Source organism: Streptomyces sp. NBC_01537 (assembly GCF_045040445.1).
GTDB lineage: Bacteria > Actinomycetota > Actinomycetes > Streptomycetales > Streptomycetaceae > Actinacidiphila.
On sequence record NZ_CP109392.1, the window covers coordinates 6,251,031 to 6,276,311 of the forward strand.

Here is a 25,281-nt window from a genome sequence, read left to right on the forward strand (position 1 = left end):
CTGTCGCACATGCGACGGACGCGCCGTCGTTCTGCCGGAGGGACGGGCGTGGCGCCGGTAGGCTGGCCGGGTTTTCGTACCGACGCTGACGACGACGTAAGCGCCCGCCCCACCCCGACCGCCACTCCGGAGACCGTGACTACCACCGCCGCTTCCAGCTCCCATCACCTTTCCCCGGCGTTCCCGGGGCGCGCCCCGTGGGGCACGGCGAACAAGCTGCGCGCGTGGCAGCAGGGCGCGATCGACCGCTATGTCGAGACGCAGCCGCGCGACTTCCTGGCCGTGGCGACCCCGGGCGCAGGTAAGACGACCTTCGCCCTCACGCTGGCCTCGTACCTCCTGCACAACCACCTGATCCAGCAGATCACGGTGGTCGCGCCGACCGAGCACCTGAAGAAGCAGTGGGCGGAGGCGGCCGCGCGGATAGGGATCAAGCTGGACCCGGAGTACAGCGCGGGCCCGGTGAGCCGGGAGTACCACGGGGTGGCGGTGACGTACGCGGGTGTGGGCGTACGCCCGATGCTGCACCGGAACCGCTGTGAGAGCCGCAAGACGCTGGTGATCCTGGACGAGATCCATCACGCGGGCGACAGCAAGTCGTGGGGCGAGGCGTGCCTGGAGGCGTTCGAGCCGGCGACCCGCAGGCTCGCGCTGACCGGCACCCCGTTCCGCTCGGACACCAACCCGATCCCCTTCGTGACGTACGAAGAAGGAAACGACGGGATCCGCCGCAGCTCGGCGGACTACACCTACGGCTACGGGAACGCGCTCGCGGACGGCGTCGTGCGGCCGGTCATCTTCCTTTCCTACAGCGGCAACATGCGCTGGCGCACCAAGGCCGGTGACGAGATCGCCGCCCGTCTCGGCGAGCCGATGACCCGGGACGCCATCGGCCAGGCCTGGCGCACTGCGCTCGCGCCGACCGGCGACTGGATCCCGAACGTGCTGCGCGCCGCCGACCAGCGGCTGACGGAGGTCCGCAAGGGCATCCCGGATGCCGGGGCGCTGGTGATCGCCACCGACCAGGACAGCGCCCGGGCGTACGCGAAGCTGATCAAGGAGATCACCGGGCACAAGGCCACCGTCGTGCTGTCGGACGAGGCGGCGGCGTCGAAGAAGATCGAGGAGTTCACCGACTCCGACGACCGGTGGATGGTGGCCGTCCGCATGGTGTCGGAGGGCGTGGACGTGCCGCGCCTGGCGGTCGGGGTGTACGCCACGACCATCTCGACGCCGCTGTTCTTCGCGCAGGCCGTGGGTCGTTTCGTGCGGTCCCGCCGCCGGGGCGAGACGGCTTCGGTCTTCGTGCCGACCATCCCGATGCTGCTGGAATTCGCCAACGAGATGGAGGTCGAGCGCGACCACGTGCTCGACAAGCCGAAGAAGGACGGCGGCGACGAGGACATCTACGCCGAGGAGGACAAGCTCCTCGCCGAGGCCGAGCGCGAGCAGGACGAGGACACCGGCGACGAGGAGCAACTGCCCTTCGAGGCCCTCGAATCGGACGCGGTCTTCGACCGGGTGCTGTACGACGGCGCCGAGTTCGGCATGCAGGCGCACCCGGGCAGCGAGGAGGAGCAGGACTACCTCGGCATCCCGGGGCTGCTGGAGCCGGACCAGGTGCAGATGCTGCTGCAGAAGCGCCAGGCCCGCCAGATCGCGCACAGCCGAAAGAAACCGGACGAAGAAGCGGACCTGCTGGAACTGCCCGCCGAGCGGCGGCCGATCGTCACGCACAAGCAGCTGCTGGAGCTGCGCAAGCAGCTGAACACGCTGGTCGCGGCCTACAACCACCAGAGCGGAAAGCCGCACGGAGTGATCCACAACGAGCTGCGCCGGGTGTGCGGCGGCCCGCCGAGCGCGGAGGCGACGGCGGGGCAGCTGGGCGAGCGCATCAAGAAGATCCAGGAGTGGGCCACCCGGATGCGGTGATTTGTTCATCCGTGACGTGTTCATGGCGGGTGGATGTTTCAGAGGTGCTTTCCCCGGCGCGACCCAGCAGGATTCCCGCACCGCGCCCCGAGCGGTGGCCGGTACGTGACCGGATTGTGGACGACGTCTTCCGCTGAGCGGTACGGAGTGGATACCGTGCCGCTCACGCAACGCGTTCCGTGTCAGTGCAGCCCCGGAGCGCAGCCGGTACCCACCGCCAGAACAGGCGGCCTCTCCGCGCTCTGCCGCGGGACCGGCAGAGGGGACGGCCCGCCACTCACGAGAAGGAGGGCGTCGTGACCGCGGAGACATCCCAGACGCTCGACCGGGGGCTCAGAGTCCTCAAGCTGCTCGCCGACACCGACCACGGCCTCACCGTCACCGAGCTCGCGGCCAAACTCGGCGTCAACCGCACGGTCGTCTACCGTCTGCTGGCCACCCTGGAGCAGCACGCCCTCGTACGCCGCGACCTCGGCGGCCGCGCCCGCGTCGGCCTCGGCGTCCTCCGGCTCGCACACCAGGTCCACCCCCTGCTGCGCGAAGCGGCCCTCCCGGCGCTGCGCTCGCTTGCCGAGGACATCGGCGCCACCGCCCACCTCACCCTCGTCGACGGCACCGAAGCGCTCGCCGTGGCCGTCGTCGAGCCCAGCTGGACCGACTACCACGTCGCCTACCGCACCGGCTTCCGCCACGGCCTGGAGCGCGGCGCCGCCGGCCGCGCGATCCTCGCGGGCCGCGGCAGCCACCCGTACGAGCCCGACCAGCCGCTCAAGGAGGGACGGCCCGGCTTCGTCCTCACCCACGGCGAGCTGGAGGCCGGCGCGAGCGGTGCGGCCGCCCCGGTCCTCGGCGTCACCGGGATAGAGGGCAGCGTCGGCGTCGTCATGCTCGCCGACTCCATACCCGAGCGGGTCGGCCCCCGGGTCGTCGAGGCGGCCCTGGAGGTGGCGGATGCGTTGTGCTGAGCCAGTGCTCGGGGCCGGTTCGTACGTCCACTAGATTCACCCCATGCCGTTCTCCGTCCCCGCCGCTCTCCTGAGCCCCCGGACCCGGACCCTCGCCGTCTGCGCCGCGCTGGTCGTCGCTCTGCTCGCGGTGGCGGCGCTGGCTCCGCTCCCGGTGTCGATCGTCGAGCCGGGCCTGACGGCCGACGTCCTCGGCGCCAACAGGGGCACGCAGGTGATCACCATCACCGGCACGAAGGTCCGCAAGACCTCCGGCCAGCTGCGGATGACCACGATCGCGGCCACCCAGCCCGACGCGGACGTCTACCTGAGCGACGTCATCGAGGCCTGGTTCGCCACCGACCGGGCCGCGATGCCCCGCGACGCGGTCTACCCGACCGGCGGGTCCGTCAAGGAGATCGAGAAGCACAACCAGGCCGAGATGACCCAGTCCCAGGACGCCGCCACCGTCGCCGCCCTCAAGCACCTCGGGCTCTCCTCCTCCGACGTCAAGGTCAGCCTCCACCTCGCGGACGTCGGCGGCCCCAGCGCCGGCCTCATGTTCACCCTCGGCATCGTCGACAAGATCGACGGCAACGGCTCCGGCGGCGACCTCACGGCAGGACGCCGGATCGCCGGTACGGGCACCATCACCGCTGCCGGCAACGTCGGTGCCGTCGGCGGCGTCTCCCTCAAGACGCAGGCCGCCAAGCGCGACGGCGCCACGGTTTTCCTGGTCCCCAAGGACGAGTGTGCCGACGCCGAGGCCGAGCTCCCGGCGGGGCTGCGGCTCGTGCCGGTCACGACACTGGACGGGGCGATCAGCGCGTTGAGGGCACTGGACGGAGCCGGCGGCAAGGTGCCGAGCTGCTAGGGCCCGTCAGGTGTCCTCCGAGGCCTGCTCCACCAGCGGGATGATCCGCAGCGGCACCGGATTCTCCATGACGATGGCCGTGGAGGCCCGCATGATGCCCTCGAAGCCCACCACCCGGTCGATCACGCGCTGAAGGTCCGCGTTGGACCGCGCCACCAGCCGGCACAGCATGTCGCCGTGCCCTGTCGTCGTGTGCAGCTCCAGCACCTCCGGCACGGTGGCCAGATGCGCCCGCACGTCCGCCCCCTGCCCCTGCTTGATCTCCAGCGTCGCGAACGCCGTCACCGGATAGCCGAGCGCCGCCGGGTCCACCTGCGGACCGAAGCCCCGGATCACCCCGCCCGCCTGCAGCCGGTCCAGCCGTGCCTGCACCGTGCCGCGCGCGACGCCGAGCCGGCGGGACGCCTCCAGCATGCCGATGCGGGGCTCCTCGGCGAGGAGCTTGATCAGTCGCCCGTCCAGCCGATCGATGCCCATGGCTCTGTCTCCGTTGCTCATAATGCGCGGCGGAATCCGCCATCCGCTGTACACACTGTCCAGCGAATCAGCCGACTGTTGCGCACCCTGAGCCGGCGGAGCAACCCTGCTGTCATGACTGAGACTGAGCTTCGAGACCCGGTCGACCCCTTCCCGGTCAAGGGAATGGACGCGGTCGTCTTCGCCGTAGGCAACGCCAAGCAGGCCGCCCACTACTACTCGACCGCCTTCGGCATGAAGCGCGTCGCCTACTCCGGCCCCGAGACCGGCAGCCGCGAGACCGCCTCCTACGTCCTGGAGTCCGGCGGCGCCCGCTTCGTCTTCACCTCCGTCATCAAGCCCTCCACCGACTGGGGCCGTTTCCTCGCCGCCCACGTCGCCGCCCACGGCGACGGCGTCATCGACCTCGCCATCGAGGTCCCCGACGCCCGGGCCGCGTACGCCCACGCCACCGCCCACGGCGCCACCGGTCTCGCCGAGCCGCACGAGCTCAAGGACGAGCACGGCCACGGCCATGTCGTCCTCGCCACCATCGCCACGTACGGCCAGACCCGGCACACCCTCGTCGAGCGCCACGACTACGACGGCCCCTACCTGCCGGGGTACGTGCCCGCCGCGCCGCTCGTCGAGCCAAGGGCGAAACGGTGGTTCCAGGCCATCGACCACTGCGTCGGCAATGTGCAGCTCGGGAAGATGAACGAGTGGGTGGCCTTCTACAACCGCGTCATGGGCTTCACCAACATGAAGGAATTCGTCGGCGACGACATCGCCACCGAGTACTCCGCCCTCATGTCCAAGGTCGTCGCCGACGGGACGCGGAAGGTGAAGTTCCCCCTCAACGAGCCCGCCATCGCCAAGAAGAAGTCCCAGATCGACGAGTACCTGGAGTTCTACGGCGGCCCCGGCGTCCAGCACATCGCCCTCGCGACCAACGACATCGTCGCGACCGTGCGCGCCATGCGCGCGTCCGGCGTCGAATTCCTCGACACCCCGGACTCGTACTACGACACACTGGGGGAGTGGGTCGGCGACACCCGCGTCCCCGTGGAGACCCTCCGTGAGCTCCGGATCCTCGCAGATCGGGACGAGGACGGCTACCTTCTACAGATCTTCACCAAGCCTGTCCAGGATCGCCCGACAGTTTTCTTCGAAATGATCGAGCGACACGGTTCGATGGGCTTCGGCAAGGGGAATTTCAAAGCCCTGTTTGAAGCGATCGAGCGTGAGCAGGCGCTCCGCGGCAATCTCTGACCGCTTCAACCGCCGTTCCGGCCGCCGGGCCATGCCTCCACGGGGGAGAGGCATGGCCCGGCCCCGTACGTTTCCACGTGGCCGAACAGAAGGCGCTCGGCGATGAGCGCGTCGGTGAGGTACTGGTCCAGGGCGGGGGCGTCGGCCGCACGGGGGAGCGGGTCCAGGCCCAGGATGAGCGCGGCTTGGCGGCGGGTGAGCAGGAGCCGGACCCAACTCGCGTGAACCGGAAGGGCGATGGGACCTGCGGGGAGGGCGAGCACGGCCCGGTTCCCCGGCTGCACGGTGAGCAGCGCGCCGAGGTCCGCCACGGGGGCGTCGGGTGCGGCCAGGCCGAGCCGGGCGGCCAGCTCCCGCATCCCCGAGCCCTCCGGGTGGGCCAGCAGGAGCATGGGCAGCGGTTCCCCGGCCGGGTCGGTGTCCACCCAGGTCCACGCGGCGGGCGTGCTGCACAGGGCCCCATGCAGGGCCGCCGCATCCACGAACGGCCGCTCCACGGTCGGCCTCGACCGCCACGCCAGCGGCCACGTCCTCCCCTGCAGCGCCGGCACGCCGACGTAGCCCACCCGGTGTCCGGTTCCCAGCACCGTCACCCCGGGCGGCCAGCGGTAATCGGCGGCGGCGCCGGGCGGGAGGAGGAAGTACGTACACCCCTTGCCCGACCTGTCGTGGATGACCGGGCCCGCGATCCCGTCGCCGCCGAGTCCGGCGATCCGTACGGCGTCGAATTGGACGCCGGTGCGGTGCAGTTGGTGGCCGGTCGCCGGGAGCCAGTCGGTGGGGGGAATTTCGGTCGTCATGGCTTCTACGGTGGCCTGATCCGCCTACCGTGGGGAGTAGTGACGCGATCACTGTGGGTTTGTGGGGCTCGGTGGACGGCCTTGTGGGGCTCTGTACGGGGAGAGTTGAGGCTGATGGCAGACGGCACGCCGCAGAGCTGGGCCACGTTCGGGCTGATGCTCGGGCACTTCCGGGGGCTGAAGGGGCTGACGCAGGCCGAGTTGGGGCAGCTGATGGGCTACTCCGAGTCGATGGTCGCGGCTGTCGAGCAGGCACGGCGGCCCGCGTTGCCGGAGTTCGTACGGAAGGCGGAGGCCGCGCTTGATGCGCAGGGCGCGCTGCTCAAGCTGGAGAAGACGCTCAGCCTGGACGGCCTTCCGGCGCTGCTGGCGGAGTTCGCGCCGATCGAGGCGGAGGCGGTCACGAGGTATTCGTACGACGCCCTCTCCGTCCCAGGTCTGCTCCAGACCGAGGCCTATGCGCGCGCGGCGATTGGCGCTCGTTGTCCCCCGCTGGATGACGAGGAGGTGGAGAGTCGGGTCCGGGGGCGCATGACGCGGCAGGCGGTGCTGACCCGCACGCCGCCGATCATCGCGGCTTTCGTGGTCGAGGAAGTGGCGCTTCGGCGACCGCTGGGCGGTCGGGCAGTCCAGAAGGCCCAATTGCTGCACCTGCTGGAGTGCGGCGGTATGCGCAATCTGCAGATTCAGGTCATGCCCACTGAGGTTGAGGAGCACCCGGGTCTGGACGGTCCGTTGGTCCTTGTGGAGGGCTTCGACCGTCGGGAACAGGCATATGTGGAAGGCCAGGGGGTGAGCCTTCTGATCTCGGACTCGAAGGAGGTCAGCGTCCTCAAGGCGCGTTATGGGATCATCCGAACCCAGGCCCTCACGCCTCGTGATTCGACGGATCTGATCAGGAAGTTGGCACAGGAGCTATGAGCGCACTCGACTGGTTCAAGAGCAGCTACAGCGGCAACGAGGGCGACTGCGTCGAGGTCGCCACCTGCGCCCACACCGTCCACGTCCGTGACTCCAAGGACACCGCCCGCCCCGCCCTGGCCTTCGGCCCGGACGCCTGGGCGGCGTTCGTCGAGAGGCTCAGCGACCGACCTGACCATGCCAAGCGATAACCTCTGCGGAACGTAAGTCACGTTGCACAGGGGAGCGTTGAGACAACAGTGGCCAGCGACACAAAGAGGGACGGCGAGTCGGCGGAGCCCGGAGAGCCGTCGCCCCGTATGAACGCGGAAGCGCATGGCCGGTCCACGACGCAGCAGGCTGGTCATGACCAGCACATCACCACGAACAACTACTACGGGCCGCCGCCGTCCACGCCGCCGACCGTCGGAGACGGTGGTGGCTGGTTCTCGGCCCACCGGGGGGCGTGGATCGCGTCCGGGGCAAGCGTGCTGGTGGCTCTGATCGGCGTGCTGGGGAGCCAGTTGGCCGGGGGAGGGAGCAACGGCACCGCGGACGATGCGGCATCGCCGACGCCCACCGTCTCCGTCTCGCCGCAGCCGTCGCCCTCGGTGTCGGCCACCACGGGCAGTCCCACGGCGCAGCCGAGCGGCGGCGCCGTGCAGTGGCAGGGGAAGCTCGTGCTCACCGAGATCGACAGCAGCGGCGACAAGGACCTGGACGCGCCTCAGCCCGTCGACGCGGGCAACAGGGACGACAACGACTTCTACGCGTCCAACGACACCATCCGAGCCCACGACCATGCCCTGGTCTCCGTGTGGGATGACAGCACCAGACTCCCCGAATTCGCGGACTGCTCCAGCACGGTGACCGCCGCCGGGGCCGGTGAGCAGGCCGTGAAGGAGGGCATGGTCCTGTGTGTGAAGACCAGTGAGGGGCGGATCGGCCGCCTCAAGGTGACCGAGGCGGACAACGGCTTCTATTCGACGCTGAGGTTCGACGGCGTCGTCTGGCCGCTCGCCGAGTGAAGCGGCTCAGAAGACGATCGTGATGTGCGTGAGCGCGTAGCCGAGCTCGTACGCGCCGTACGCCCACAGCCCCACCGCCCCCAGCAGCGCACCGCCCGCCACGGTTGCCCCGGGGTCGGCCGAGCGCCGTACAACGCCGTAGCAGCCGCCCAGCAGCGCGCCGACGGCCGGGGCGCCCAAGATGAGCAGGAAGGCGTGTTCGAAGGCGAGCTTGGTCGCGTGGTTGGTCTGCCAGTCGGTCGGGCTCTTGTGGTGGGCGGCGTCGTAGGCGCCCAGGCACCACAGGACGACGGGCGGCGCCAGCAGCAGGCCCGTCCACACCCACCTGGTGATGGCCTTGCGCCGTGAGTCCCTGGTTTCGGTCACTGGGCCATCCTCGGGGTGTGCCCCCGCCGGTCGGCTATCCGTACGCGTACTCAGATCCTCGGGGGACCGGAGCCCGCGATGGCAGGATGGACGGATGAGCGCGCGGCCTGTACATCCGCACGACCCGGGGCCCCGGGTCCCTCGCACGATCAACGGGATTGCCGATGCGCTGAGTGGCGCCCGTCGGATGGAGTTCTACCGGGAGATCGGCGAGGCACAGGCCGGCCCGGAGCTGCAGCATGTCGTCGCCACCTGGTGGGGGCAGGCGATGCTGGACACCGACCCTGAACGGGAGCGGATCATCGCGGCGGCCGAGGCCGGCACGCTGCAGACGGTCAGCATGGATCAGGTCAGGGCCCGTCGGATCGCGAACGGAACTGAAGCTGCTCGCTGAGGCCATAGACCCATGCGAGCATGGCTGCGGAGCGTTACCGCGCTGAGAGGAGCGACTGCATGTCTCTCCTGGATGAGCTGCGGCGGAATCCGGCCATGGACCTCAAGACCGAGGGTTACGTCGTCGACGTGATCGACGGAAGGGTGATCCTGACCCCGCAGGGGCCGGATCAGGACGACACGATCTTCAACATCCGCAGCCAGGTGCGCGATCGCTATGGAAAGACGGTGAAGACGGCCTCTGACGTATTCGTCGACTTCCCGGGCGAAACCTCGCTGGCCCCGGATGTCGCCATCCTGTCCTCGGATGCGGTGCCACACGGCAACAGGTATGTCTGCACTGATGTGCTCGCGGCCGTCGAGTTCGTCTCGATAGAGGGCGACGCGAATGACTACGTGACGAAGGTGGCCAAGTACGGCCGCTTCGGAGTGGCTTCGTACCTGATCGTCGACCCCTTCCGTGCGGTGTGCACGCTGCTGGAAGGGCCGCAGCCGACCGGGTACAAGACGAAGGAAGAGATCCAGTTCGGGGAGCCCGTGACCCTTCGGCTTGCCGATGGGCGGGCCGTGGACATCGACACGAGCGAGTTCCCGGCCAAGAGCTGACATCGTCCGTTCGGGTGGTCTGGCCCCGGGCGGAGTGATCCCCGGCCGCCCGCGACGTGATCGTCGCGGATCTTCCCCGCGCCCCCGCCGTGGTGCCACGCTTGGACACATGGGCGATCTCCTTGACCACCTCCGCGCGGGCCTCCCGGACGACGCGATCCTCACCGACCCCGACATCACCGCGTCCTACGCCAACGACATGGCGAGCTTCTGCGAAGCCGGGGCCCCGGCGGTCGTGGTGCTGCCCCGGACGACCGCAGAGGTGCAGCACGTCATGCGTACGGCGACTGCCCTGCGGATCCCGGTGGTCCCGCAGGGGGCCCGGACGGGCCTGTCCGGGGCGGCGAACGCGTCGGAGGGGTGCATCGTCCTGTCGCTGACGAGGATGGACCGGATCCTGGAGATCAGCCCGGTGGACCGGGTGGCCGTGGTCGAGCCGGGCGTGGTGAACGCCGTGCTGTCGCGAGCGGTGGCGGAGCGGGGGCTGTACTACCCGCCCGACCCGTCGAGCTGGGAGCAGTGCACGATCGGGGGGAACATCGGGACGGGCTCCGGGGGCCTGTGCTGTGTGAAGTACGGGGTCACGGCCGAGTACGTACTCGGGCTGGAGGTCGTGCTGGCCGACGGGCGGCTGATGAGGACCGGCCGCAGGACGGCCAAGGGCGTCGCGGGATACGACCTGACGCGGCTGTTCGTGGGGTCGGAGGGCAGCCTGGGCATCGTCGTGGAGGCGACGCTCGCGCTGAAGCCGGCGCCGCCCGTGCAGCTGGCCCTGGCGGCCGAGTTCCCGTCGTCGGCGGCGGCGTGTGAAGCGGTGTGCGCGATCATGGCCGGAGGCCATGTGCCGTCGCTGCTGGAGCTGATGGACGGGACGACGGTCAGGGCGGTGAACGACATGGCGCACATGGAGCTGCCGGAGACGACGGAGGCCCTGCTGATGGCCGCGTTCGACACGCATGACCCGTCGGCCGACCTGCAGGCCCTCGGGGAGCTGTGCAGGGCCGCCGGGGCGACGCAGGTGGTGCCGGCGGAGGACGCGGCGGAGTCGGAACTGCTGTTGCAGGCGCGGCGGATGGCGCTGCCGGCGATGGAGCGGGTGTCGACGGCGACGATGATCGACGATGTGTGCGTGCCGCGCAGCGCGCTGGGGGCGATGATCGACGGGGTGGCGGACATCGCGGAGAAGTACGACCTGACCATCGGGGTGTGTGCGCACGCGGGGGACGGCAACACGCACCCCGTGGTCTGCTTTGACGCGGCCGACGCCGATGAGTCCCGGCGGGCGCGGGAGTCGTTCGACGAGATCATGGCGCTGGGGCTGGAGCTGGGCGGCACGATCACGGGCGAGCATGGCGTCGGCGTACTGAAGAAGGAGTGGCTGGCCCGCGAGCTGGGCCCGGTGGGGGTGGAGATGCAGCGCGGGATCAAGGAGGTCTTCGATCCGCTCGGCATTCTCAATCCGGGCAAGCTCTTCTGAGCGAGGCGGGCGGGGCAGGCGAGGAGACCCGAGTCGGGCCTCATCCCTCCGGCGTCGTCTCGTCCTTCTTGCGCCACGGATCGCGCAGCCACAGCTCGTCGCGCGGGGTGGTGGGCGTGAGCAGCGCGATCAGCCCGTCGTCCATCGACAGCTGGTCCTGCTCGGTGCCCGGTGGTACGAGGCGCAGCGTGCGCTCCAGCCAGGCCGACAGCGGCGTGGCGGAGGCCTCCAGCAGGGCGTTGCCGTCGGGGGAGCTCAGCGCCATGCAGATGACGCTGCGGCCGTTGAACTTGGTCGGCCAGACCCGGACATCGCCGTGGCCGCAGGGGCGGAAGACGCCCTCGACCAGGAGCTCACGGGCGAAGGTCCAGTTGACGGGGGAGTCGGAGCAGGTGTGGAAGGTGATGTGCACGGCGTAGGGATCGTCGGAGTGGTAGGCCAGCTTGGCGGGGACGGCGATGCTGCGCTCGGGCGACAGCACCAGGTTCATCTCGAGTTCGCGTTCCACCACGGTATGCATGAAGACGTCGTCCTTTCCTCTGCGCGGCGGCCCCTTGCGTTGTCGCATGCGCAGCGGGTGCTGCACGGGGCCCGCACCAGGAGAGAGCGCATACAGCTCTCACCATTACGCGAGTTCTGGCAATCGGGAGGATTTTTCTTGAACGAGGCGCGACGCGTAGATCCATGGGGTACGCACAGTGGAGTGGTCCGGGCGGGGCCGGGCCCGGTCGGTGCGCTGTTCTGGTAGATGTGGACACCGCACGTCGACAGCAGTGACAGCACCCCCGCCCGCACCACACGGCCGAGCAGATACGGGATGTACGGACGATGAGCTCCCCCACCCCTGCCTACTACCCGGACCCGTCCATTCCGGGCTACATCCGGTACTGGAACGGCTCGGCCTGGGTGCCCGGTACGAGCCGGCCCGCGCCGCTGCCCGGGGAGGATGTCGCCCCGCCGCCCAACACGGCGGTCGCGGCCCCTTCCGTCGCCCCGGCGCCCGCGCCGACTCCTGCCCTCGCCCCCGCCCCCGCCCCGGCCCCTGCTCCCATGCCCCGGATGCCCGCCATGGATGAGTCCGGGCCGATGTTCCTGGACGAGGAGCCTGGCGCGCCCGCCTCGGAGGCGCCGCCCGCCGCCGAGGCCGCCCCTGCGGCGTCCTGGCAGCCCGCGGTGCGCGAGCCGGCACCCGTACAGGTCGCCCCGCGCCCGGCGGTACCCGAGCAGGTACGGCCGGCGCCGGCGCCCATGCCGCCCGCCGAGCCGAAACCCCAGCCGAAGGCCCCCGCCCCGGCCCCCGCCCCCTGGGCACAGCAGGTGCACGACCTCGCCAAGCCGGTGGCGGGCGATCCGGTCCTGGCGGCGCGGGAGCAGGCGCGGCCCGCCTCGCTGGGGAAGCGGCTGGCGGCGCGGGTCCTGGACCAGGCCGTGATGGGGGCGGTCGTGGCGGTCGCGGCTGTGCCGCTGGGCTCGGCGGCGTACGACCACATCCAGCAGAAGCTGGACGACGCGCGGCGCAGCGGCGAGACGGTGACGGTGTGGCTGATCGACGGCACGACGGCCGTGCAGCTCGGCATCGTCCTGGCCGTCGCCTTCGTCACGGGACTGCTGTACGAGGTGCTGCCGACCGCCAAGTGGGGCCGTACGCTCGGCAAGAAGCTGCTGGGGCTCAGGGTGCTGGACGTCGAGTCGCAGTACGAGCCGGGCTTCAGGGCGGCGCTGCGCCGCTGGCTGACGCACACGGTGCTGGACGGGCTGGTGATCGGTTTCCTGGGGCTGGCGTGGTGCCTGTTCGACCGGCCGTGGCGGCAGTGCTGGCACGACAAGGTGGCCCGGACCTTCGTGTCCGGGGACTGATTACCCCGAACGGACGCTGCCGGAGGCGCGGCCGAATCGTCCGGGTTTCACTCGGTGCATGAGCACCGAAGAGGACCCGTTCGCCAAGCCTCCGCAGCGGCCGCCGCCGGGCCAGGAACCTCCGCAGGCTCCGCCCCCGCCGGGCACCTCCCCGTACGACGTGCCCGGGGGCACCGCCGCCGCCGACCCGCTGGCGGGCATGCCGCCGCTGGCGAACCGTGGCCGCAGGCTGCTGGCGCGGATCGTGGACGCGCTGATCGTCGGCATCCCGGTCTACGCGATCATGGGCGCGGCCTTCGACAACTACGACTACAACAACACCGGTGCGTCGTACGGGGAGTCCGTCATCTACGCGTTCGTCTATCTCGCGTACCAGGTCTCCATGCTGACCCGCTCCGGCCAGAGCCTGGGCAAGATGCTGCTGAAGGTGCGCGTGGGCATGCTCGCGGACGGCTCGCACCCCACCACCCAGGCGGCCCTGAAGCGGGAGTCGGTGTACGCGCTGGTGCCGATCGTGCCGTGCTGCGGCTCGATCTTCTGGCTCGTCAATGTGCTGTGGTGCACGTGGGACAAGCCCTATCAGCAGTGCCTGCACGACAAGGCGGGCCAGACGGTGGTGGTCTCCGCCGCCTGACCTCCGCACAGCATCTGTACGACCATCCGATTGGCTGCTTCACTCACTCTATGAGTGAAAAGGAACCGTACGGACAGGACGTCTACGGCACTCAACCGCCCGCCGGAAAGCCACCGTTGGCGACCGTCGGCCAGCGCTTCCTGGCCCGGCTGATCGATACCGGCCTGCTCATCGTGCTCGCGGTGGTCGTCTCCACCGCCATCCACGGCCCCCAGTGGAGGGCGACCATCGGGAAGCAGATGCTGGCCGACATCATCGTCTATGGCCTGTACTTCGTCTACGAGGGCCTCATGCTCAGCCGCACCGGCCAGACGCTCGGCAAGATGGCCCTGAAGATCCGCGTGGCGAAGTTCTCCGACGGCAGCGTCCCGGGCAACGCGGGCTGGCTGCGCGCCGGGGTCTTCGCGCTGCCGGGCATTTTGTCGGCGGTGTGCGTGGGCGCGCTCTTCTGGCTGCTGAACGTGCTGTGGTGCACCTGGGACCAGCCGTACCGGCAGTGCCTGCACGACAAGGCGGCGAAGACGGTGGTCGTCCAGGCCGGCTGACATGACGAAGGGCCCCGGGCATGCGCCCGGGGCCCTTTCGTGTTCGTCAGCGGGTCGGCGGGTCAGCGGCGCAGGGAGTGCTCGCTCACGCGCGGTTCTGCGTTGCTGTGGATGCGCACGCGCGGTATGGCCGTGCCGGGCGCCGAGGGCGGCGTCACGGCCGGTGCCGTACGGGCCTTGGCCCGGGCGGTCAGCGGGATCGGCACCGTCATGGCGACGAGCACACCGAGCACGAGGCCGGCTGCCGCGATGACGACGACGCCGATGCCCGATCGCGCCTCGGAGAGCAGCAGCATCGCGAGGGTGGAGAACACCACGGTCACGGAACCGTAGGTCAGCTGGGCAGGGGTAGGACGCGGCATGGCGGGGGTCCGTCCTCGTAAACGACGATGGGGGCCGAAGTGTCGGGTAGGGCGGTGGTTCGCAGTACTTGTGGTACTTGTGCGTGGCGCGCCGACCACAGACTCTACGTTCCGGGATGCCCGTCCGGAACCGCTGGTAAGCGTGACCTAACCCACGGTGCGGAAGCATAGGGGGGCGCACGGGGTCGCATCGCGACCGCACTCGGGGCGCTTGTGTCCGCTATGCACAACTGCCGGACCGATCACCGTACTTGGCTGATCATGTACAAGTCAAGATCTGTTTTTTCTTCCGCCACTTCGATGCAATGGCCTCACCATAGGGAGGTCAAGACATCGTGAATAGCCAACGACGGACCATCAGATCCGCCGCTCTGGCCGTGGCGATCGCCGCGATCGGCGCCACCGTGATACCCGCCACGGCAGCCTCGGCCGCACCCGCTTCGGGCTCTGCCAGTGTCGTGCGCGAGGACCCGTCCTCGGCATCGGCCCAGCGTGAGGACGACCTCAGGGGCCCACTGACGGACAGTCAGCAGGCGCAGAAGCAGCAGGCGATCGAACAGGTCATATCCGGGAAGTCCGCGGTCAAGGACCGGGACGGCTCGAAGGTCGTGAAACTCAGCGGCGGCAAGTATGTCGAGCTGGCCCGCGAGAAGACCGACAAGATCTTCACGATCCTCGCCGAGTTCGGCGACGGGATCTCGCAGTACGGCGGCACCGCCGGCCCCGCGCACAACGAGATAGCCGAGCCGGACCGGTCCACCGACAACAGCACCGCCTGGCAGGCCGACTACAACCAGGCGCACTTCCAGGACCTGTACTTCTCCACGGCGAAGAACAAGGAGTCCCTGAAGAAGTTCTACGAGAAGGCCTCCTCCGGCCGCTACTCGGTCGACGGCCAGGTCCAGGACTGGGTCAAGGTCGACTACAACGAGGCCCGTTACGGCTCCAACGACTGCGACACCTGCGTCTGGAACCTGGTCAGCGACGCCGTCACCAAGTGGGTCGCCGCCCGCGAGGCCGCCGGTGACACCGCCGCCGAGATCAAGACCCAGCTCGCCTCCTACGACGAGTACGACCGTTACGACTACGACGGCGACGGCGACTTCAACGAGCCCGACGGCTACATCGACCACTTCCAGATCGTGCACGCCGGCGAGGACGAGTCCGCCGGCGGCGGCGCCCAGGGCGCCGACGCCATCTGGGCCCACCGCTGGTACGCGTACGGCACCGACGCCGGCAGCACCGGCCCGGACGACAACAAGCTCGGCGGCGCCCAGATCGGCGACACCGGCATCTGGGTCGGCGACTACACCATCCAGCCGGAGAACGGCGGCCTCGGCGTCTTCGCCCACGAGTACGGCCACGACCTCGGCCTCCCGGACAACTACGACACCACCGGCGCCGCCGAGAACTCCACCGGCTTCTGGGACCTGATGTCCTCGGGCTCCTGGCTCGGCACCGGCAAGCAGGCCATCGGCGACCTCCCCGGCGACTTCAGCGCCTGGGACAAGCTCCAGCTCGGCTGGCTGAACTACAAGGTCGTCCAGTCGGCGACGAAGTCCGTCACCAAGCTCGGCGTCTCGGAGTACAACACCAAGGACAAGCAGGCGCTGATCGTCGCCCTGCCCGACAAGACCGTCACCACCGAGCTGATACCGCCGGCCTCCGGCTCGTACCAGTGGTGGAGCGGCAGCGGCGACAACCTCAGCAACACCCTCACCCGCGACGTGGACCTCACGGGCAAGTCGGCAGCCACCCTGTCCCTCAAGGGCTACTACGACATCGAGACCGCCTACGACTACCTCTACACCGAGGTCTCCACCGACGGCGGCACCACCTGGACCCCCATCGACGGCACCTCCGGCGGCGCCGCCATCCCGCGCGACGCCAGTGACCAGCCCGCCCTCACCGGCACCGTCGACGGCTACCAGGACCTCGTCTACCCGCTCGACGCCTACGCCGGCCAGTCCGTGAAGCTCCGCTTCCGCTACGCCACCGACGGCGGCGTGGCCCAGAAGGGCTTCACCGCCGACGACATCGCCATCACCGCCGACGGCGCCACCGTCTTCTCCGACGGCGCCGAGAACGGCGAGGGCGACTGGACCGCCGACGGCTTCACCGTCAAGGGCGCGTCCTTCTCCGGCGAGTACCCGCAGTACTACATCGCCGAGAACCGCCAGTACGTGTCCTACGACAAGACCCTCAAGGTCGGCCCGTACAACTTCGGCTTCCTCGACACCAAGGAGAGCTGGGTCGAGCACTTCCCCTACCAGAACGGCCTGCTGATCTGGCTCTGGGACACCTCCCAGGCCGACAACAACGTCAGCGCCCACCCCGGCCAGGGCCTGATCCTCCCGATCGACGCCCACGCCACCCCGCTGAAGTGGTCCGACGGCACGTACATGCGCCAGCGCATCCAGTCCTACGACTCCACCTTCACCCTGGAGCCGACGGACGGGGTCACCCTGCACAAGCTCAGCGTCGCCACGAAGATCAAGAGCCAGAAGGGCGTCTCCGTCTTCGACGACCGCAAGGGCACGTACTACTACGCAGCGACCCCCTACGCGGGTGTCCAGGTGCCCGACACCAACACGAAGATCAAGATCCTGACGCAGTCCAAGGACGGCAGCACGGTCACGGTCGCCGTGGGCGCCTCCACGAAGTAGTTCACCCGGTAATTCACTCGATCTGACCCACGAACGGCCCCCGCCCCTGGTGGACGGGGGCCGTTCAGCTGATCATGTGCATATGGCCACCGGCGGCTTCACCAGGCTCCTCAGCGGCGACGTGGTCGTCGCCCTCCGGCTCTCCCCGCCCTCCGGCGGCGGCGACATCCGTGTCATCGTCCTCGCCGCCAACCGCCAGCGCGCGTTCACGCGCCTGCGCAACCTGGGTTTTCGCGGCGTACGGCTCGTCGGCAACGCGGAACCGCCCACGGCGGACGAGGTCCGGGCGGTCCTCCACCACCCGGACGGCCTGGTGTGGCGTGCCGTGGCCGCGACGGATGGGGTGGGCTGGCAGGCGTTCACGGCCCTGCGGTGAATTTCAGCCCGTCCGGCGTTTGAGGACACGCCCGGAGGGCGTTCTAGGCCTCGGCCACGACCGGCTTGCCCGTGAGCTCGGCTCCCGCCGCCCGCAGCTCCTCCACGGCCGCTTCCGTCGTCCCGGGGGCGACTCCGGCCGTGAGGTCGAGCAGCACGCGTGTCCGGAAACCCTCCCGTACCGCGTCCAGCGCGGTGGCCTTCACGCAGTGGTCCGTGGCTATCCCCACCACGTCCACCTCCGTGACCCGGCGCTCGCGAAGCCAGTCCCCGAGCGCGATGCCGTTCTCGTTCAAGCCCTCGAAGCCGCTGTACGCGGCCGCGTACGACCCCTTGTCGAAGACCGCGTCGACCGCGCCCGAAGCCACGGCGGGCGCGAAGTTCGGGTGGAAGCCGACCCCCTCGGTGCCGGCGACGCAGTGCGCGGGCCAGGAGTGGACGAAGTCGGGGTGGGCGGCGAAGTGGTTGCCGGGGGAGACATGGCGGTCCCGGGTGGCGACGACGTGGCGGTAGCCGACGACGCCGGACTGGCCGACGAGGTCGGTGATGGCGGCGGCGACATCCGCGCCACCGGCGACGGGCAGGCTCCCGCCCTCGCAGAAATCGTTCTGGACGTCCACGACGATCAGTGCGCGGTGCATGGGGGATCCTCCCGGTTGCTCGCTTCGAACACTGACTCTAGGCCCTGTCCGGGCGATCAGGGGCGGTCCAGGCGTCGTCTGGTGCGGTGCATCGCAAGGCGCCGGAATGCCCGCAGGGTGGTTTCCTGTGGGCGTTTCGGCAACGCGGCGAGGTGCCGTGCCGGGCGGCGAAGGGGCCGTTCGTGATCGCCCGGACAGGGCCTGGGCACGGCGGGCCCACTCGTACACTCACGCGTACACCGTCGGCAGCACCGGCTCCCCGCGCGACAGCTGCGTCGCGGACAGCGGGAGCCCCGCGCGGGCCTCGATGTGGCGGGCGCGGGCGGCGGACATCGGCTCGCGGCCGACGCTCCGGCCGCCGCGCATCAGCGGCACCTGGAGCATGAGCCCCGCCAGCTCACCGGACACGGGCTCGGGCCCGGTGCCCACCACCTCGGCCTCGGCGACGCCGTCGGCGTCGAGCCGCCGGGCGGCCCACTTGCGGCCGCCGATGCTGGTCTTGCCGCCGGTGGACTTCTTGGCGACGGGCTCAAGAGGCTCGCCGTCCGCCGCCCGCGCCACCAGCTTGTAGACCATCGAGCAGGTCGGGTGCCCGCTGCCGGTCACCAGGGAGGTGCCGACCCCGTACGCGTCCACGGGGGCGGCCGCGAGCGAGGCGATCGCGTACTCGTCGAGATCGGAGGTCACGACGATCCTGGTGTTCTTCGCGCCGAGGTCGTCGAGCTGCTGGCGCACGCGGTGGGCGAGCAGCAGCAGGTCGCCGGAGTCGATCCGTACGGCCCCCAGCTCGGGCCCGGCGATCTCGACGGCGGCCCGGACCGCCGTCGCGACGTCGTAGGTGTCCACGAGCAGGGTCGTGCCGCGCCCCAGGGACTCGACCTGGGCGGTGAAGGCGTCGCGCTCGCTGTCGTGGAGGAGGGTGAAGGCGTGCGCGCTGGTGCCGATGGTCGGCAGGCCGTAGCGGAAGCCGGCCGCCAGGTTGGAGGTCGAGACGAAGCCGCCGACGTACGCGGCCCGGGAGGCGGCGACGGCCGCCAGCTCGTGGGTGCGGCGGGCGCCCATCTCCATGAGGGGCCGCCCGCCGGCGGCGACGGCCATACGGGACGCGGCGGCGGCGATGGCGCTGTCGTGGTTGAGGATCGACAGGATCACCGTCTCCAGCAGCACCGCCTCGGCGAAGGTGCCCTCGACCCGCAGGATCGGGGAGCCGGGGAAGTAGGCCTCGCCCTCGGGGTAGCCGTCGACGTCGCCCCGGAACCGGTAGCCGGACAGCCAGTCCAGGGTGGGGGCGTCCACGATCGCCTCGCGCTCCAGGAAGGCCAGGAGGTCCGCGTCGAAGCGGAAGTTCTCCACGGCGTCCAGGACCCGCCCGGTGCCCGCCACGACGCCGTAGCGCCGGCCCTCGGGCAGGCGGCGGGTGAAGACCTCGAACACCGAGCGCCGGTGCGCCGCGCCGCTGCGCAGGGCGGCCTGCAGCATGGTCAGCTCGTAGCGGTCGGTGAACAGCGCGGTGGACGGGACCGCGACGGGCAGGCCCAGGTCTGCTGTGCTCATGACGAGGATGCTAGCGCACATCTCGTCAAACTGACGAGATGTCTCGGGAAGCACTTGACGAACCCGCTCGGTTTCACCTGTCACCCCATGCGGTGACACCATGGGGGACGTGAGTGTCGCCCCCGTAGAGATCGAACGCACCGAGTCCAGCGAGGCACCGTTTGCCGTACCCGCGGCGGATGTTCCGTGGGTGACCCTGGTCCACAACGACCCGGTCAATCTCATGAGCTATGTGACATACGTCTTCCAGGCGTACTTCGGCTACACGAAGGACAAGGCGACCAAGCTCATGCTGGACGTCCACAACAAGGGCCGGGCCGTGGTCTCCAGCGGCAGCCGCGAGGAGATGGAGCGCGACGTGCAGGCAATGCACGGTTACGGACTGTGGGCCACCCTGCAGCAGGACCGCTGACCACGATGACCGGATACTTCGAGACCGCCCCCGGCGGCGGCGCCGCCATCGCACTCGACGAGGTCGAGGTCTCCATCCTCCGCAGCCTCGCCGTCCAGCTCCTGGAACTGATCGGCCCCGGCGACGGGCCCGAGAGCGGGCCGGGCGAGTCCGCCGACCCGCTCGCCGAGCTCTTCGCCGACGGCCCCTCCAAGCCCCCGGAGGACCCCGCGCTGGCCCGGCTCTTCCCGGACGCGTACGAGGACGCCGCCGACTCCTCCGACTTCCGCCGCTACACCGAGAACGATCTGCGCTCCCGCAAGCGCGACGACGCCCTCGCCATGGTCCGCACCCTGGACGCCGGGGCCGGCGGCCCGGTCATCAGGCTCAGCCCCGACGAGTCCCGGCAGTGGCTCGGCGCCCTCAACGACCTCCGGCTGACCATAGGGACCCGGCTGGACGTCGACGAGGAGGACAACGAGCTCTACCGGCTGCCCGACAGCGACCCGCGCAAGCCGATGGTGATGGCGTACCTGTGGCTCGGCGGCCTCCAGGAGACGCTCGTGGAGACGCTGATGCGTTAGGCCCTGTCCGGGCGATCATGGCCGGGGCCGTGACGCCTGACACGGCACCTCGCGGCGTTGCCGAAAAGCCCACAGACAAACCAGTCTGCGGGCATTCCGGCGCCTTGCGATGCACCGCACCAGACGCCGCGGCCTATCCGACCCTGATCGCCCGAACAGGGCCTAGCCGCGAGGGGCCTTGCCGGGGCCCCGCTTATTCTGATGCGCATGCTGACCATCACCCGGGCTCTCCACGACGCCCTCGTCGCCCACGCCCGCGCCGACCACCCGGACGAGGCCTGCGGCGTCATCGCCGGACCGGAGGGCTCCGGCCGGCCCGAGCGGCACATCCCGATGCTGAACGCGGCCCGGTCGCCCACGTTCTACGAGTTCGACTCCACGGACCTGCTCAAGCTCTACCGCGAGCTCGACGACCGCGACGAGGAGCCGGTGGTCATCTACCACTCCCACACCGCGACCGAGGCCTACCCCTCCCGCACCGACATCTCCTACGCCAACGAGCCGGGCGCCCACTACGTCCTGGTCTCCACCGCCGACACCGACGACGCCGGTCCCTTCCAGTTCCGCTCATTCCGGATCGTGGACGGCGAGGTCACCGAGGAGCCGGTCGAGATCGTCGACGCGTACGTGTGACGTACATCTGAGACGGAATCGTCCGCATCATGGGACGGCCATCTCTGCGAGCCCGGGGGAATCGATACGATGAGCCCATGGTTTCCCTCGACGTGAGCAAGAAGGCGCCGGGCATGCTGCTCGTGGCGCGGCTGCACGTCGACCTGTGCCGCCTCGCCAGCGCGGCGTGTACCGATTCCTGACGCGCCCCTCGCGCCGCTTCGCGGGCTTCGGGCCGCTGCGTCGGACTCCGTCCGCCGATCTGCCTTCCGCACCACGCCGCGCCGCACGCCACCCGACCGACGCACCCGCCGCCCTTTCCGACAGGAGCCAGCCCGCATGGCCATCGAGGTCCGCATCCCCACCATCCTCCGCACCTACACCGACGGCCAGAAGGCCGTCGAGGGCAGCGGAAACACGCTCGACGAGCTCTTCACCGACCTCGACACCCGGCACGCCGGCATCCGCGAGCGCATCGTCCAGGACGGCGGCCTGCGCCGCTTCGTGAACGTCTACCTCAACGACGAGGACGTCCGCTTCCTCGACGGCATCACCACCAAGCTCACCGACGGCGACAGCGTCACCATCCTCCCGGCCGTGGCCGGCGGCATGCGCTGATGCGATACGACAGCCCGCTGGCAGCCGTCGGCAACACCCCGCTCGTGCGGCTGCCACGCCTGTCGCCCTCCGACCGCGTCAGCGTCTGGGCCAAGCTGGAGGACCGCAATCCCACCGGCTCCATCAAGGACCGCCCGGCCCTGCACATGATCGAGCAGGCCGAGCGCGACGGCCGCCTCACCCCCGGCTGCACCATCCTTGAGCCCACCTCCGGCAACACCGGCATCTCCCTGGCCATGGCCGCCCGGCTCAAGGGCTACGACATCATCTGCGTCATGCCCGAGAACACCTCGCGCGAACGCCGTGAACTCCTCGCCATGTGGGGCGCCAAGATCATCGGCTCCCCGGCCGCGGGCGGCTCCAACACCGCCGTCCGCATCGCCAAGGACCTCGCCGCCGAGCACCCCGACTGGGTGATGCTCTACCAGTACGGCAACCCCGACAACGCGGGTGCCCACTACGCGACGACCGGCCCCGAGATCCTGGCCGACCTGCCGTCCATCACCCACTTCGTGGCCGGTCTGGGCACCACCGGCACCCTGATGGGCGTCGGCCGCTTCCTCCGCGAGAAGATCCCCGCCATCCAGATCGTCGCCGCCGAGCCGCGCTACGACGACCTCGTCTACGGCCTCCGCAACCTCGACGAGGGATTCATCCCCGAGCTCTACGACGAGTCCGTCCTCACCACACGCTTCTCCGTCGGCTCCGAGGACGCGGTCGCGCGCACGCGCGAACTCCTCCAGCAGGAGGGCATCTTCGCCGGCGTCTCCACCGGCGCCGCGCTGCACGCCGCGCTCGGCGTCGCCCGTAAGGCCGAGCGCGCCGGCGAGACCGCCGACGTCGTCTTCGTCGTCGCCGACGGCGGCTGGAAGTACCTGTCCACCGGCGTGTACACCGCGCCCACGACGGAGGCCGCGATCGCGGCTCTGCACGGCCAGCTCTGGGCGTAGGCCGCGGCCGGCGGGCCTCGGGGGAGGGCCCGGGGCGGAGTCCCGGAGGGGCCGCCGGACTGGTGATTCCGCCCACAACGGCGGCCAGGGGAGGCGCGGGCGTACACGCCGCGCCGTACGCTCAGGTGGCACGGCGGGCCGTACGTCCCCACCCCGCCCGCTCACCTCCCGCAAGACCCCCGGACGACTCCACGGAGGTTTCTGCACATGAAGCTCACCGTCGTCGGCTGCTCGGGCTCGTTCCCCTCCGCGGAATCGGCCTGCTCGAGCTACCTCGTAGAGGCCGACGGCTTCCGGCTGCTTCTCGACATGGGCAACGGTGCCCTTGGCGAGCTGCAGCGCCACTGCGGCCTGTACGACCTGGACGCCGTACTGCTGTCCCATCTGCACGCTGATCACTGCATCGACATGTGCGGGTACTTCGTGGCGCGGTACTACCGCCACGAGGGCGGCCCCGCCCACGCCATCCCGGTCTACGGCCCCGAAGGCACCGAACGCCGCCTCAACACCGCGTACGGCGACCTGCCGGACGAGAAGTGCATGAGCGAGGTCTTCGACTTCCGCACCCTCGAACCCGGCACCTTCCGCCTGGGCCCCTTCTCCGTCACCACGGACCGGGTGAGCCACCCCGTCGAGGCCTTCGGCTTCCGCGTGGAGCACGCCGGCAAGTCGCTCACGTACTCCGGCGACACCGGCGTCAGCGACGCGCTGCTCGCCCTCGCCGACGGGACCGACCTCTTCCTGTGCGAGGCGTCCTTCACGTACGGCAAGGAGGACATCCCCGCCCTGCACCTCAACGGCCGCGAAGCCGGGGAACACGCCGACCGCGCCGGTGCGGGCCGGCTCGTCCTCACCCACATCCCGCCGTGGACGGACCCCGACATCAACCTCACCGACGCCCGCGAGGTCTTCGACGGCCCGGTGGAGCTGGCGAAGCCCGGCGCGGTGTACGAGCTGTAGGCATCACGGCATGACGAGGCCCCGGCACCGTAACGACGGTGCCGGGGCCTCGCGCATCGTGGATCACGCCTTGGTGAGGTCCTCGATCTCCTCCTCGGGCTCACGGCCCGGCGTGGGGAGGTCGAACTTGATGATCGCGAAGCGGAAGACCACGTAGTAGATCACTCCGAAGACCAGGCCGATCGGGATGATCAGCCATGGCTTGGTGGCGAGGTTCCAGTTCAGGGCGTAGTCGATGAAGCCGGCGGAGAAGGTGAAGCCGGCGTGCACGCCCAGCGCCCAGGTGATGGCCATCGAGAGGGCGGTGAGCACCGCGTGGACCGCGTAGAGCAGCGGCGCGATGAACATGAACGAGAACTCGATCGGCTCGGTGATGCCGGTGACGAACGAGGTCAGGGCGACGGAGATCATCATGCCGAGGACGGCCTTGCGGCGCTCGGGGCGGGCGGTGTGCGCCATGGCGAGCGCGGCGGCGGGCAGGCCGAACATCATGATCGGGAAGAAGCCGGTCATGAACTGCCCGGCGGTCGGGTCGCCCGCGAAGAAGCGGGTGAGGTCGCCGTGCACGACCACGTGCGCCGAGTTGGTGAAGTCGCCGAGCTGGAACCAGGCCACGGAGTTGACGAACTGGTGCATGCCGACGGGGATCAGCGCGCGGTTGATCAGGCCGAACAGGGCGGCGCCGACCGAGCCGAGACCGGTCATCCACTCGCCGAAGTTGCTGATGACCTCGCCTATCGGCTCCCAGACCAGGCCGAAGAAGACGCCGACCGCGGTGCCGATGAAGGCCATCAGGATCGGGACGAGCCGGCGGCCGTTGAAGAAGCCGAGCCAGTCCACGAGCTTGGTGCGGTGGAACCGCTGCCAGACGATGGCCGACAGCAGACCCATGATGATGCCGCCGAGGACACCGGGGTTGTTGTAGGTCGCCGCTATGTCGGCGCCCTTCTGGATCTTCGCCTCGGTGACCGGGAACGCGGTCAGCACGTTCTTGTAGACCAGGAAGCCGACCAGTGCCGCGAGGGCGGTCGAGCCGTCCGCCTTTCTGGCGAAGCCGATCGCGACGCCGATACAGAACAGCAGCGGCAGGTTGTCGAAGACCGCGCCGCCCGCCGTGGCGAACACGGACGCGACCCGGTCCCAGCCGAGGCCGTCGGCGCCGAACATGTCCGGCTGTCCGAAGCGGAGCAGAATGCCCGCCGCCGGCAGCACGGCGATCGGCAGCTGCAGGCTGCGGCCGACCTTCTGCAAACCTGAGAACAGGCCGGAGCCCCGCTTCTTGGCTGCGGGGGCCGCCGGCGCAGACGCTGTGGCGGTGGTCATGTGGTTCCTCCTGGTCTATACCACTCGGTGGTGTAGACCAGTGTTTACCACGTATGGCCGACAGTAAGGAATGCCTCAATCCGTGTGGCCTGGATCACGTTTCTCCTGGAGGGTAAAATGGTGTAGACCAGTCGACACCGTGTGCGTGACGGCCGAGAAAA

General features: G+C 69.9%; 30 protein-coding genes. 22 read left to right on the forward strand and 8 right to left on the reverse strand.

Annotated elements, in window-relative coordinates; all coding sequences use genetic code 11:
• Nucleotides 1–135 precede the first annotated feature (135 nt).
• From OG607_RS28800 to OG607_RS28810, 3 genes are all read left to right on the forward strand, one after another.
• Nucleotides 136–1,932 carry a DEAD/DEAH box helicase gene (locus OG607_RS28800; protein WP_405729575.1) on the forward strand — a complete coding sequence of 599 codons (1,797 nt, stop codon included), beginning with the start codon at nucleotides 136–138 and terminating at the stop codon, nucleotides 1,930–1,932.
• 296 nt (nucleotides 1,933–2,228) lie between these two features.
• Nucleotides 2,229–2,897: an IclR family transcriptional regulator gene (locus OG607_RS28805; RefSeq protein ID WP_405729578.1), complete on the forward strand. Its 669-nt coding sequence runs from the start codon at nucleotides 2,229–2,231 to the stop codon at nucleotides 2,895–2,897.
• 43 nt (nucleotides 2,898–2,940) lie between these two features.
• Nucleotides 2,941–3,750 (forward strand): S16 family serine protease, encoded by an 810-nt coding sequence (locus OG607_RS28810; RefSeq protein ID WP_405729581.1) that lies wholly within the window; start codon nucleotides 2,941–2,943, stop codon nucleotides 3,748–3,750.
• Nucleotides 3,751–3,756: 6 nt separating this feature from the next.
• On the opposite strand, the gene OG607_RS28815 is transcribed toward OG607_RS28810, so the two are convergent.
• Entirely contained in the window at nucleotides 3,757–4,227 is a 471-nt protein-coding gene (locus tag OG607_RS28815; RefSeq protein ID WP_405729584.1) for an Lrp/AsnC family transcriptional regulator, read from the reverse strand.
• Nucleotides 4,228–4,341: 114 nt separating this feature from the next.
• On the opposite strand from OG607_RS28815, the gene hppD reads away from it, so the two are divergent.
• A complete protein-coding gene (gene hppD, locus OG607_RS28820; protein ID WP_405729587.1) occupies nucleotides 4,342–5,478 on the forward strand; it encodes a 4-hydroxyphenylpyruvate dioxygenase in 1,137 nt (378 codons plus the stop codon).
• Between the two features lie 5 nt (nucleotides 5,479–5,483).
• On the opposite strand, the gene OG607_RS28825 is transcribed toward hppD, so the two are convergent.
• Nucleotides 5,484–6,278: a hypothetical protein gene (locus OG607_RS28825; protein ID WP_405729590.1), complete on the reverse strand. Its 795-nt coding sequence runs from the start codon at nucleotides 6,276–6,278 to the stop codon at nucleotides 5,484–5,486.
• Nucleotides 6,279–6,392: 114 nt separating this feature from the next.
• Between OG607_RS28825 and OG607_RS28830 the strand changes: the two genes are divergently transcribed.
• The 3 genes from OG607_RS28830 (at nucleotide 6,393) to OG607_RS28840 (ending at nucleotide 8,206) form a co-directional block, all read left to right on the forward strand.
• Nucleotides 6,393–7,199 carry a Scr1 family TA system antitoxin-like transcriptional regulator gene (locus OG607_RS28830; RefSeq protein WP_405729593.1) on the forward strand — a complete coding sequence of 269 codons (807 nt, stop codon included), beginning with the start codon at nucleotides 6,393–6,395 and terminating at the stop codon, nucleotides 7,197–7,199.
• Nucleotides 7,196–7,390, forward strand: a complete 195-nt coding sequence (locus tag OG607_RS28835) for a DUF397 domain-containing protein (protein ID WP_405729596.1) — start codon at nucleotides 7,196–7,198, stop codon at nucleotides 7,388–7,390. Before OG607_RS28830 ends, OG607_RS28835 begins: the two co-directional genes overlap by 4 nt.
• 108 nt (nucleotides 7,391–7,498) lie before the next feature.
• Complete coding sequence (locus OG607_RS28840) at nucleotides 7,499–8,206, forward strand: hypothetical protein (protein WP_405729599.1); 708 nt, start codon at nucleotides 7,499–7,501, stop codon at nucleotides 8,204–8,206.
• Nucleotides 8,207–8,212: 6 nt separating this feature from the next.
• On the opposite strand, the gene OG607_RS28845 is transcribed toward OG607_RS28840, so the two are convergent.
• Nucleotides 8,213–8,572, reverse strand: a complete 360-nt coding sequence (locus OG607_RS28845; RefSeq protein WP_405729602.1) for a hypothetical protein — start codon at nucleotides 8,570–8,572, stop codon at nucleotides 8,213–8,215.
• A gap of 94 nt (nucleotides 8,573–8,666) precedes the next feature.
• Here OG607_RS28845 and OG607_RS28850 point away from each other — a divergent pair, with 94 nt between their 5' ends.
• From OG607_RS28850 to OG607_RS28860, 3 genes are all read left to right on the forward strand, one after another.
• Nucleotides 8,667–8,966, forward strand: coding sequence for a hypothetical protein (locus tag OG607_RS28850; RefSeq protein ID WP_405729605.1), 300 nt, complete (start codon nucleotides 8,667–8,669; stop codon nucleotides 8,964–8,966).
• Nucleotides 8,967–9,061: 95 nt separating this feature from the next.
• Nucleotides 9,062–9,571 (forward strand): Uma2 family endonuclease, encoded by a 510-nt coding sequence (locus OG607_RS28855; protein ID WP_405729608.1) that lies wholly within the window; start codon nucleotides 9,062–9,064, stop codon nucleotides 9,569–9,571.
• Between the two features lie 109 nt (nucleotides 9,572–9,680).
• Nucleotides 9,681–11,048 (forward strand): FAD-binding oxidoreductase, encoded by a 1,368-nt coding sequence (locus tag OG607_RS28860; RefSeq protein WP_405729611.1) that lies wholly within the window; start codon nucleotides 9,681–9,683, stop codon nucleotides 11,046–11,048.
• Nucleotides 11,049–11,088: 40 nt separating this feature from the next.
• Here the strand turns inward: OG607_RS28860 and OG607_RS28865 are convergent, their stop codons facing one another.
• The gene (locus OG607_RS28865) at nucleotides 11,089–11,568 is read right to left on the reverse strand and encodes an SsgA family sporulation/cell division regulator (protein WP_405729614.1); all 480 of its coding nucleotides are present in this window, start codon (nucleotides 11,566–11,568) and stop codon (nucleotides 11,089–11,091) included.
• A gap of 308 nt (nucleotides 11,569–11,876) precedes the next feature.
• Here OG607_RS28865 and OG607_RS28870 point away from each other — a divergent pair, with 308 nt between their 5' ends.
• From OG607_RS28870 to OG607_RS28880, 3 genes are read left to right on the forward strand one after another with little or no spacing between them, the layout of a single operon-like run.
• Entirely contained in the window at nucleotides 11,877–12,905 is a 1,029-nt protein-coding gene (locus OG607_RS28870) for an RDD family protein (protein ID WP_405729617.1), read from the forward strand.
• 58 nt (nucleotides 12,906–12,963) lie between these two features.
• The gene (locus tag OG607_RS28875) at nucleotides 12,964–13,539 is read left to right on the forward strand and encodes an RDD family protein (protein WP_405729620.1); all 576 of its coding nucleotides are present in this window, start codon (nucleotides 12,964–12,966) and stop codon (nucleotides 13,537–13,539) included.
• 50 nt (nucleotides 13,540–13,589) lie between these two features.
• A complete protein-coding gene (locus OG607_RS28880) occupies nucleotides 13,590–14,084 on the forward strand; it encodes an RDD family protein (RefSeq protein ID WP_405729623.1) in 495 nt (164 codons plus the stop codon).
• 62 nt (nucleotides 14,085–14,146) lie between these two features.
• Here the strand turns inward: OG607_RS28880 and OG607_RS28885 are convergent, their stop codons facing one another.
• Nucleotides 14,147–14,446: a hypothetical protein gene (locus OG607_RS28885; RefSeq protein WP_405729626.1), complete on the reverse strand. Its 300-nt coding sequence runs from the start codon at nucleotides 14,444–14,446 to the stop codon at nucleotides 14,147–14,149.
• Between the two features lie 335 nt (nucleotides 14,447–14,781).
• Here OG607_RS28885 and OG607_RS28890 point away from each other — a divergent pair, with 335 nt between their 5' ends.
• Together OG607_RS28890 and OG607_RS28895 are read left to right on the forward strand one after the other, a co-directional pair.
• Complete coding sequence (locus OG607_RS28890) at nucleotides 14,782–17,112, forward strand: immune inhibitor A domain-containing protein (RefSeq protein ID WP_405729629.1); 2,331 nt, start codon at nucleotides 14,782–14,784, stop codon at nucleotides 17,110–17,112.
• Between the two features lie 82 nt (nucleotides 17,113–17,194).
• Nucleotides 17,195–17,488, forward strand: coding sequence for a hypothetical protein (locus OG607_RS28895; RefSeq protein WP_405729632.1), 294 nt, complete (start codon nucleotides 17,195–17,197; stop codon nucleotides 17,486–17,488).
• A 43-nt stretch (nucleotides 17,489–17,531) separates the two neighbouring features.
• Here the strand turns inward: OG607_RS28895 and OG607_RS28900 are convergent, their stop codons facing one another.
• On the reverse strand, nucleotides 17,532–18,128 hold the full coding sequence (locus OG607_RS28900; RefSeq protein WP_405729635.1) for an isochorismatase family protein: 597 nt from the start codon (nucleotides 18,126–18,128) through the stop codon (nucleotides 17,532–17,534).
• 228 nt (nucleotides 18,129–18,356) lie between these two features.
• The gene (locus tag OG607_RS28905) at nucleotides 18,357–19,682 is read right to left on the reverse strand and encodes a nicotinate phosphoribosyltransferase (RefSeq protein WP_405729638.1); all 1,326 of its coding nucleotides are present in this window, start codon (nucleotides 19,680–19,682) and stop codon (nucleotides 18,357–18,359) included.
• A gap of 100 nt (nucleotides 19,683–19,782) precedes the next feature.
• Here OG607_RS28905 and clpS point away from each other — a divergent pair, with 100 nt between their 5' ends.
• The 7 genes from clpS (at nucleotide 19,783) to OG607_RS28940 (ending at nucleotide 23,797) form a co-directional block, all read left to right on the forward strand.
• Nucleotides 19,783–20,094 carry an ATP-dependent Clp protease adapter ClpS gene (gene clpS, locus OG607_RS28910; RefSeq protein ID WP_405729641.1) on the forward strand — a complete coding sequence of 104 codons (312 nt, stop codon included), beginning with the start codon at nucleotides 19,783–19,785 and terminating at the stop codon, nucleotides 20,092–20,094.
• Between the two features lie 5 nt (nucleotides 20,095–20,099).
• A complete protein-coding gene (locus tag OG607_RS28915) occupies nucleotides 20,100–20,657 on the forward strand; it encodes a DUF2017 domain-containing protein (protein WP_405729644.1) in 558 nt (185 codons plus the stop codon).
• 207 nt (nucleotides 20,658–20,864) lie between these two features.
• The gene (locus OG607_RS28920; protein ID WP_329317543.1) at nucleotides 20,865–21,290 is read left to right on the forward strand and encodes a M67 family metallopeptidase; all 426 of its coding nucleotides are present in this window, start codon (nucleotides 20,865–20,867) and stop codon (nucleotides 21,288–21,290) included.
• Between the two features lie 77 nt (nucleotides 21,291–21,367).
• Nucleotides 21,368–21,472 (forward strand): putative leader peptide, encoded by a 105-nt coding sequence (locus OG607_RS28925; protein ID WP_329317544.1) that lies wholly within the window; start codon nucleotides 21,368–21,370, stop codon nucleotides 21,470–21,472.
• Between the two features lie 136 nt (nucleotides 21,473–21,608).
• Nucleotides 21,609–21,887 (forward strand): MoaD/ThiS family protein, encoded by a 279-nt coding sequence (locus tag OG607_RS28930; RefSeq protein ID WP_405729648.1) that lies wholly within the window; start codon nucleotides 21,609–21,611, stop codon nucleotides 21,885–21,887.
• Nucleotides 21,887–22,837, forward strand: coding sequence for a PLP-dependent cysteine synthase family protein (locus tag OG607_RS28935; protein WP_405729651.1), 951 nt, complete (start codon nucleotides 21,887–21,889; stop codon nucleotides 22,835–22,837). Before OG607_RS28930 ends, OG607_RS28935 begins: the two co-directional genes overlap by 1 nt.
• 207 nt (nucleotides 22,838–23,044) lie before the next feature.
• Complete coding sequence (locus OG607_RS28940) at nucleotides 23,045–23,797, forward strand: MBL fold metallo-hydrolase (protein WP_405729654.1); 753 nt, start codon at nucleotides 23,045–23,047, stop codon at nucleotides 23,795–23,797.
• 63 nt (nucleotides 23,798–23,860) lie between these two features.
• Here the strand turns inward: OG607_RS28940 and OG607_RS28945 are convergent, their stop codons facing one another.
• Nucleotides 23,861–25,120: a PTS transporter subunit EIIC gene (locus OG607_RS28945; protein ID WP_405729657.1), complete on the reverse strand. Its 1,260-nt coding sequence runs from the start codon at nucleotides 25,118–25,120 to the stop codon at nucleotides 23,861–23,863.
• Nucleotides 25,121–25,281: the final 161 nt, after the last annotated feature.

Excerpts from the sequence above, each read along its gene's own strand:
- OG607_RS28810 (WP_405729581.1), top strand. The coding sequence starts at position 2,941 with ATGCCGTTCTCCGTCCCCGCCGCTCTCCTGAGCCCCCGGACCCGGACC.
- OG607_RS28815 (WP_405729584.1), bottom strand. The coding sequence starts at position 4,227 with ATGGGCATCGATCGGCTGGACGGGCGACTGATCAAGCTCCTCGCCGAG.
- hppD (WP_405729587.1), top strand. The coding sequence starts at position 4,342 with ATGACTGAGACTGAGCTTCGAGACCCGGTCGACCCCTTCCCGGTCAAG.
- OG607_RS28825 (WP_405729590.1), bottom strand. The coding sequence starts at position 6,278 with ATGACGACCGAAATTCCCCCCACCGACTGGCTCCCGGCGACCGGCCAC.
- OG607_RS28830 (WP_405729593.1), top strand. The coding sequence starts at position 6,393 with ATGGCAGACGGCACGCCGCAGAGCTGGGCCACGTTCGGGCTGATGCTC.
- OG607_RS28835 (WP_405729596.1), top strand. The coding sequence starts at position 7,196 with ATGAGCGCACTCGACTGGTTCAAGAGCAGCTACAGCGGCAACGAGGGC.
- OG607_RS28840 (WP_405729599.1), top strand. The coding sequence starts at position 7,499 with ATGAACGCGGAAGCGCATGGCCGGTCCACGACGCAGCAGGCTGGTCAT.
- OG607_RS28850 (WP_405729605.1), top strand. The coding sequence starts at position 8,667 with ATGAGCGCGCGGCCTGTACATCCGCACGACCCGGGGCCCCGGGTCCCT.
- OG607_RS28855 (WP_405729608.1), top strand. The coding sequence starts at position 9,062 with ATGGACCTCAAGACCGAGGGTTACGTCGTCGACGTGATCGACGGAAGG.
- OG607_RS28860 (WP_405729611.1), top strand. The coding sequence starts at position 9,681 with ATGGGCGATCTCCTTGACCACCTCCGCGCGGGCCTCCCGGACGACGCG.
- OG607_RS28865 (WP_405729614.1), bottom strand. The coding sequence starts at position 11,568 with ATGCATACCGTGGTGGAACGCGAACTCGAGATGAACCTGGTGCTGTCG.
- OG607_RS28870 (WP_405729617.1), top strand. The coding sequence starts at position 11,877 with ATGAGCTCCCCCACCCCTGCCTACTACCCGGACCCGTCCATTCCGGGC.
- OG607_RS28875 (WP_405729620.1), top strand. The coding sequence starts at position 12,964 with ATGAGCACCGAAGAGGACCCGTTCGCCAAGCCTCCGCAGCGGCCGCCG.
- OG607_RS28880 (WP_405729623.1), top strand. The coding sequence starts at position 13,590 with ATGAGTGAAAAGGAACCGTACGGACAGGACGTCTACGGCACTCAACCG.
- OG607_RS28885 (WP_405729626.1), bottom strand. The coding sequence starts at position 14,446 with ATGCCGCGTCCTACCCCTGCCCAGCTGACCTACGGTTCCGTGACCGTG.
- OG607_RS28895 (WP_405729632.1), top strand. The coding sequence starts at position 17,195 with ATGGCCACCGGCGGCTTCACCAGGCTCCTCAGCGGCGACGTGGTCGTC.
- OG607_RS28900 (WP_405729635.1), bottom strand. The coding sequence starts at position 18,128 with ATGCACCGCGCACTGATCGTCGTGGACGTCCAGAACGATTTCTGCGAG.
- OG607_RS28905 (WP_405729638.1), bottom strand. The coding sequence starts at position 19,682 with ATGAGCACAGCAGACCTGGGCCTGCCCGTCGCGGTCCCGTCCACCGCG.
- clpS (WP_405729641.1), top strand. The coding sequence starts at position 19,783 with ATGGGGGACGTGAGTGTCGCCCCCGTAGAGATCGAACGCACCGAGTCC.
- OG607_RS28915 (WP_405729644.1), top strand. The coding sequence starts at position 20,100 with ATGACCGGATACTTCGAGACCGCCCCCGGCGGCGGCGCCGCCATCGCA.
- OG607_RS28920 (WP_329317543.1), top strand. The coding sequence starts at position 20,865 with ATGCTGACCATCACCCGGGCTCTCCACGACGCCCTCGTCGCCCACGCC.
- OG607_RS28925 (WP_329317544.1), top strand. The coding sequence starts at position 21,368 with ATGGTTTCCCTCGACGTGAGCAAGAAGGCGCCGGGCATGCTGCTCGTG.
- OG607_RS28930 (WP_405729648.1), top strand. The coding sequence starts at position 21,609 with ATGGCCATCGAGGTCCGCATCCCCACCATCCTCCGCACCTACACCGAC.
- OG607_RS28935 (WP_405729651.1), top strand. The coding sequence starts at position 21,887 with ATGCGATACGACAGCCCGCTGGCAGCCGTCGGCAACACCCCGCTCGTG.
- OG607_RS28940 (WP_405729654.1), top strand. The coding sequence starts at position 23,045 with ATGAAGCTCACCGTCGTCGGCTGCTCGGGCTCGTTCCCCTCCGCGGAA.
- OG607_RS28945 (WP_405729657.1), bottom strand. The coding sequence starts at position 25,120 with ATGACCACCGCCACAGCGTCTGCGCCGGCGGCCCCCGCAGCCAAGAAG.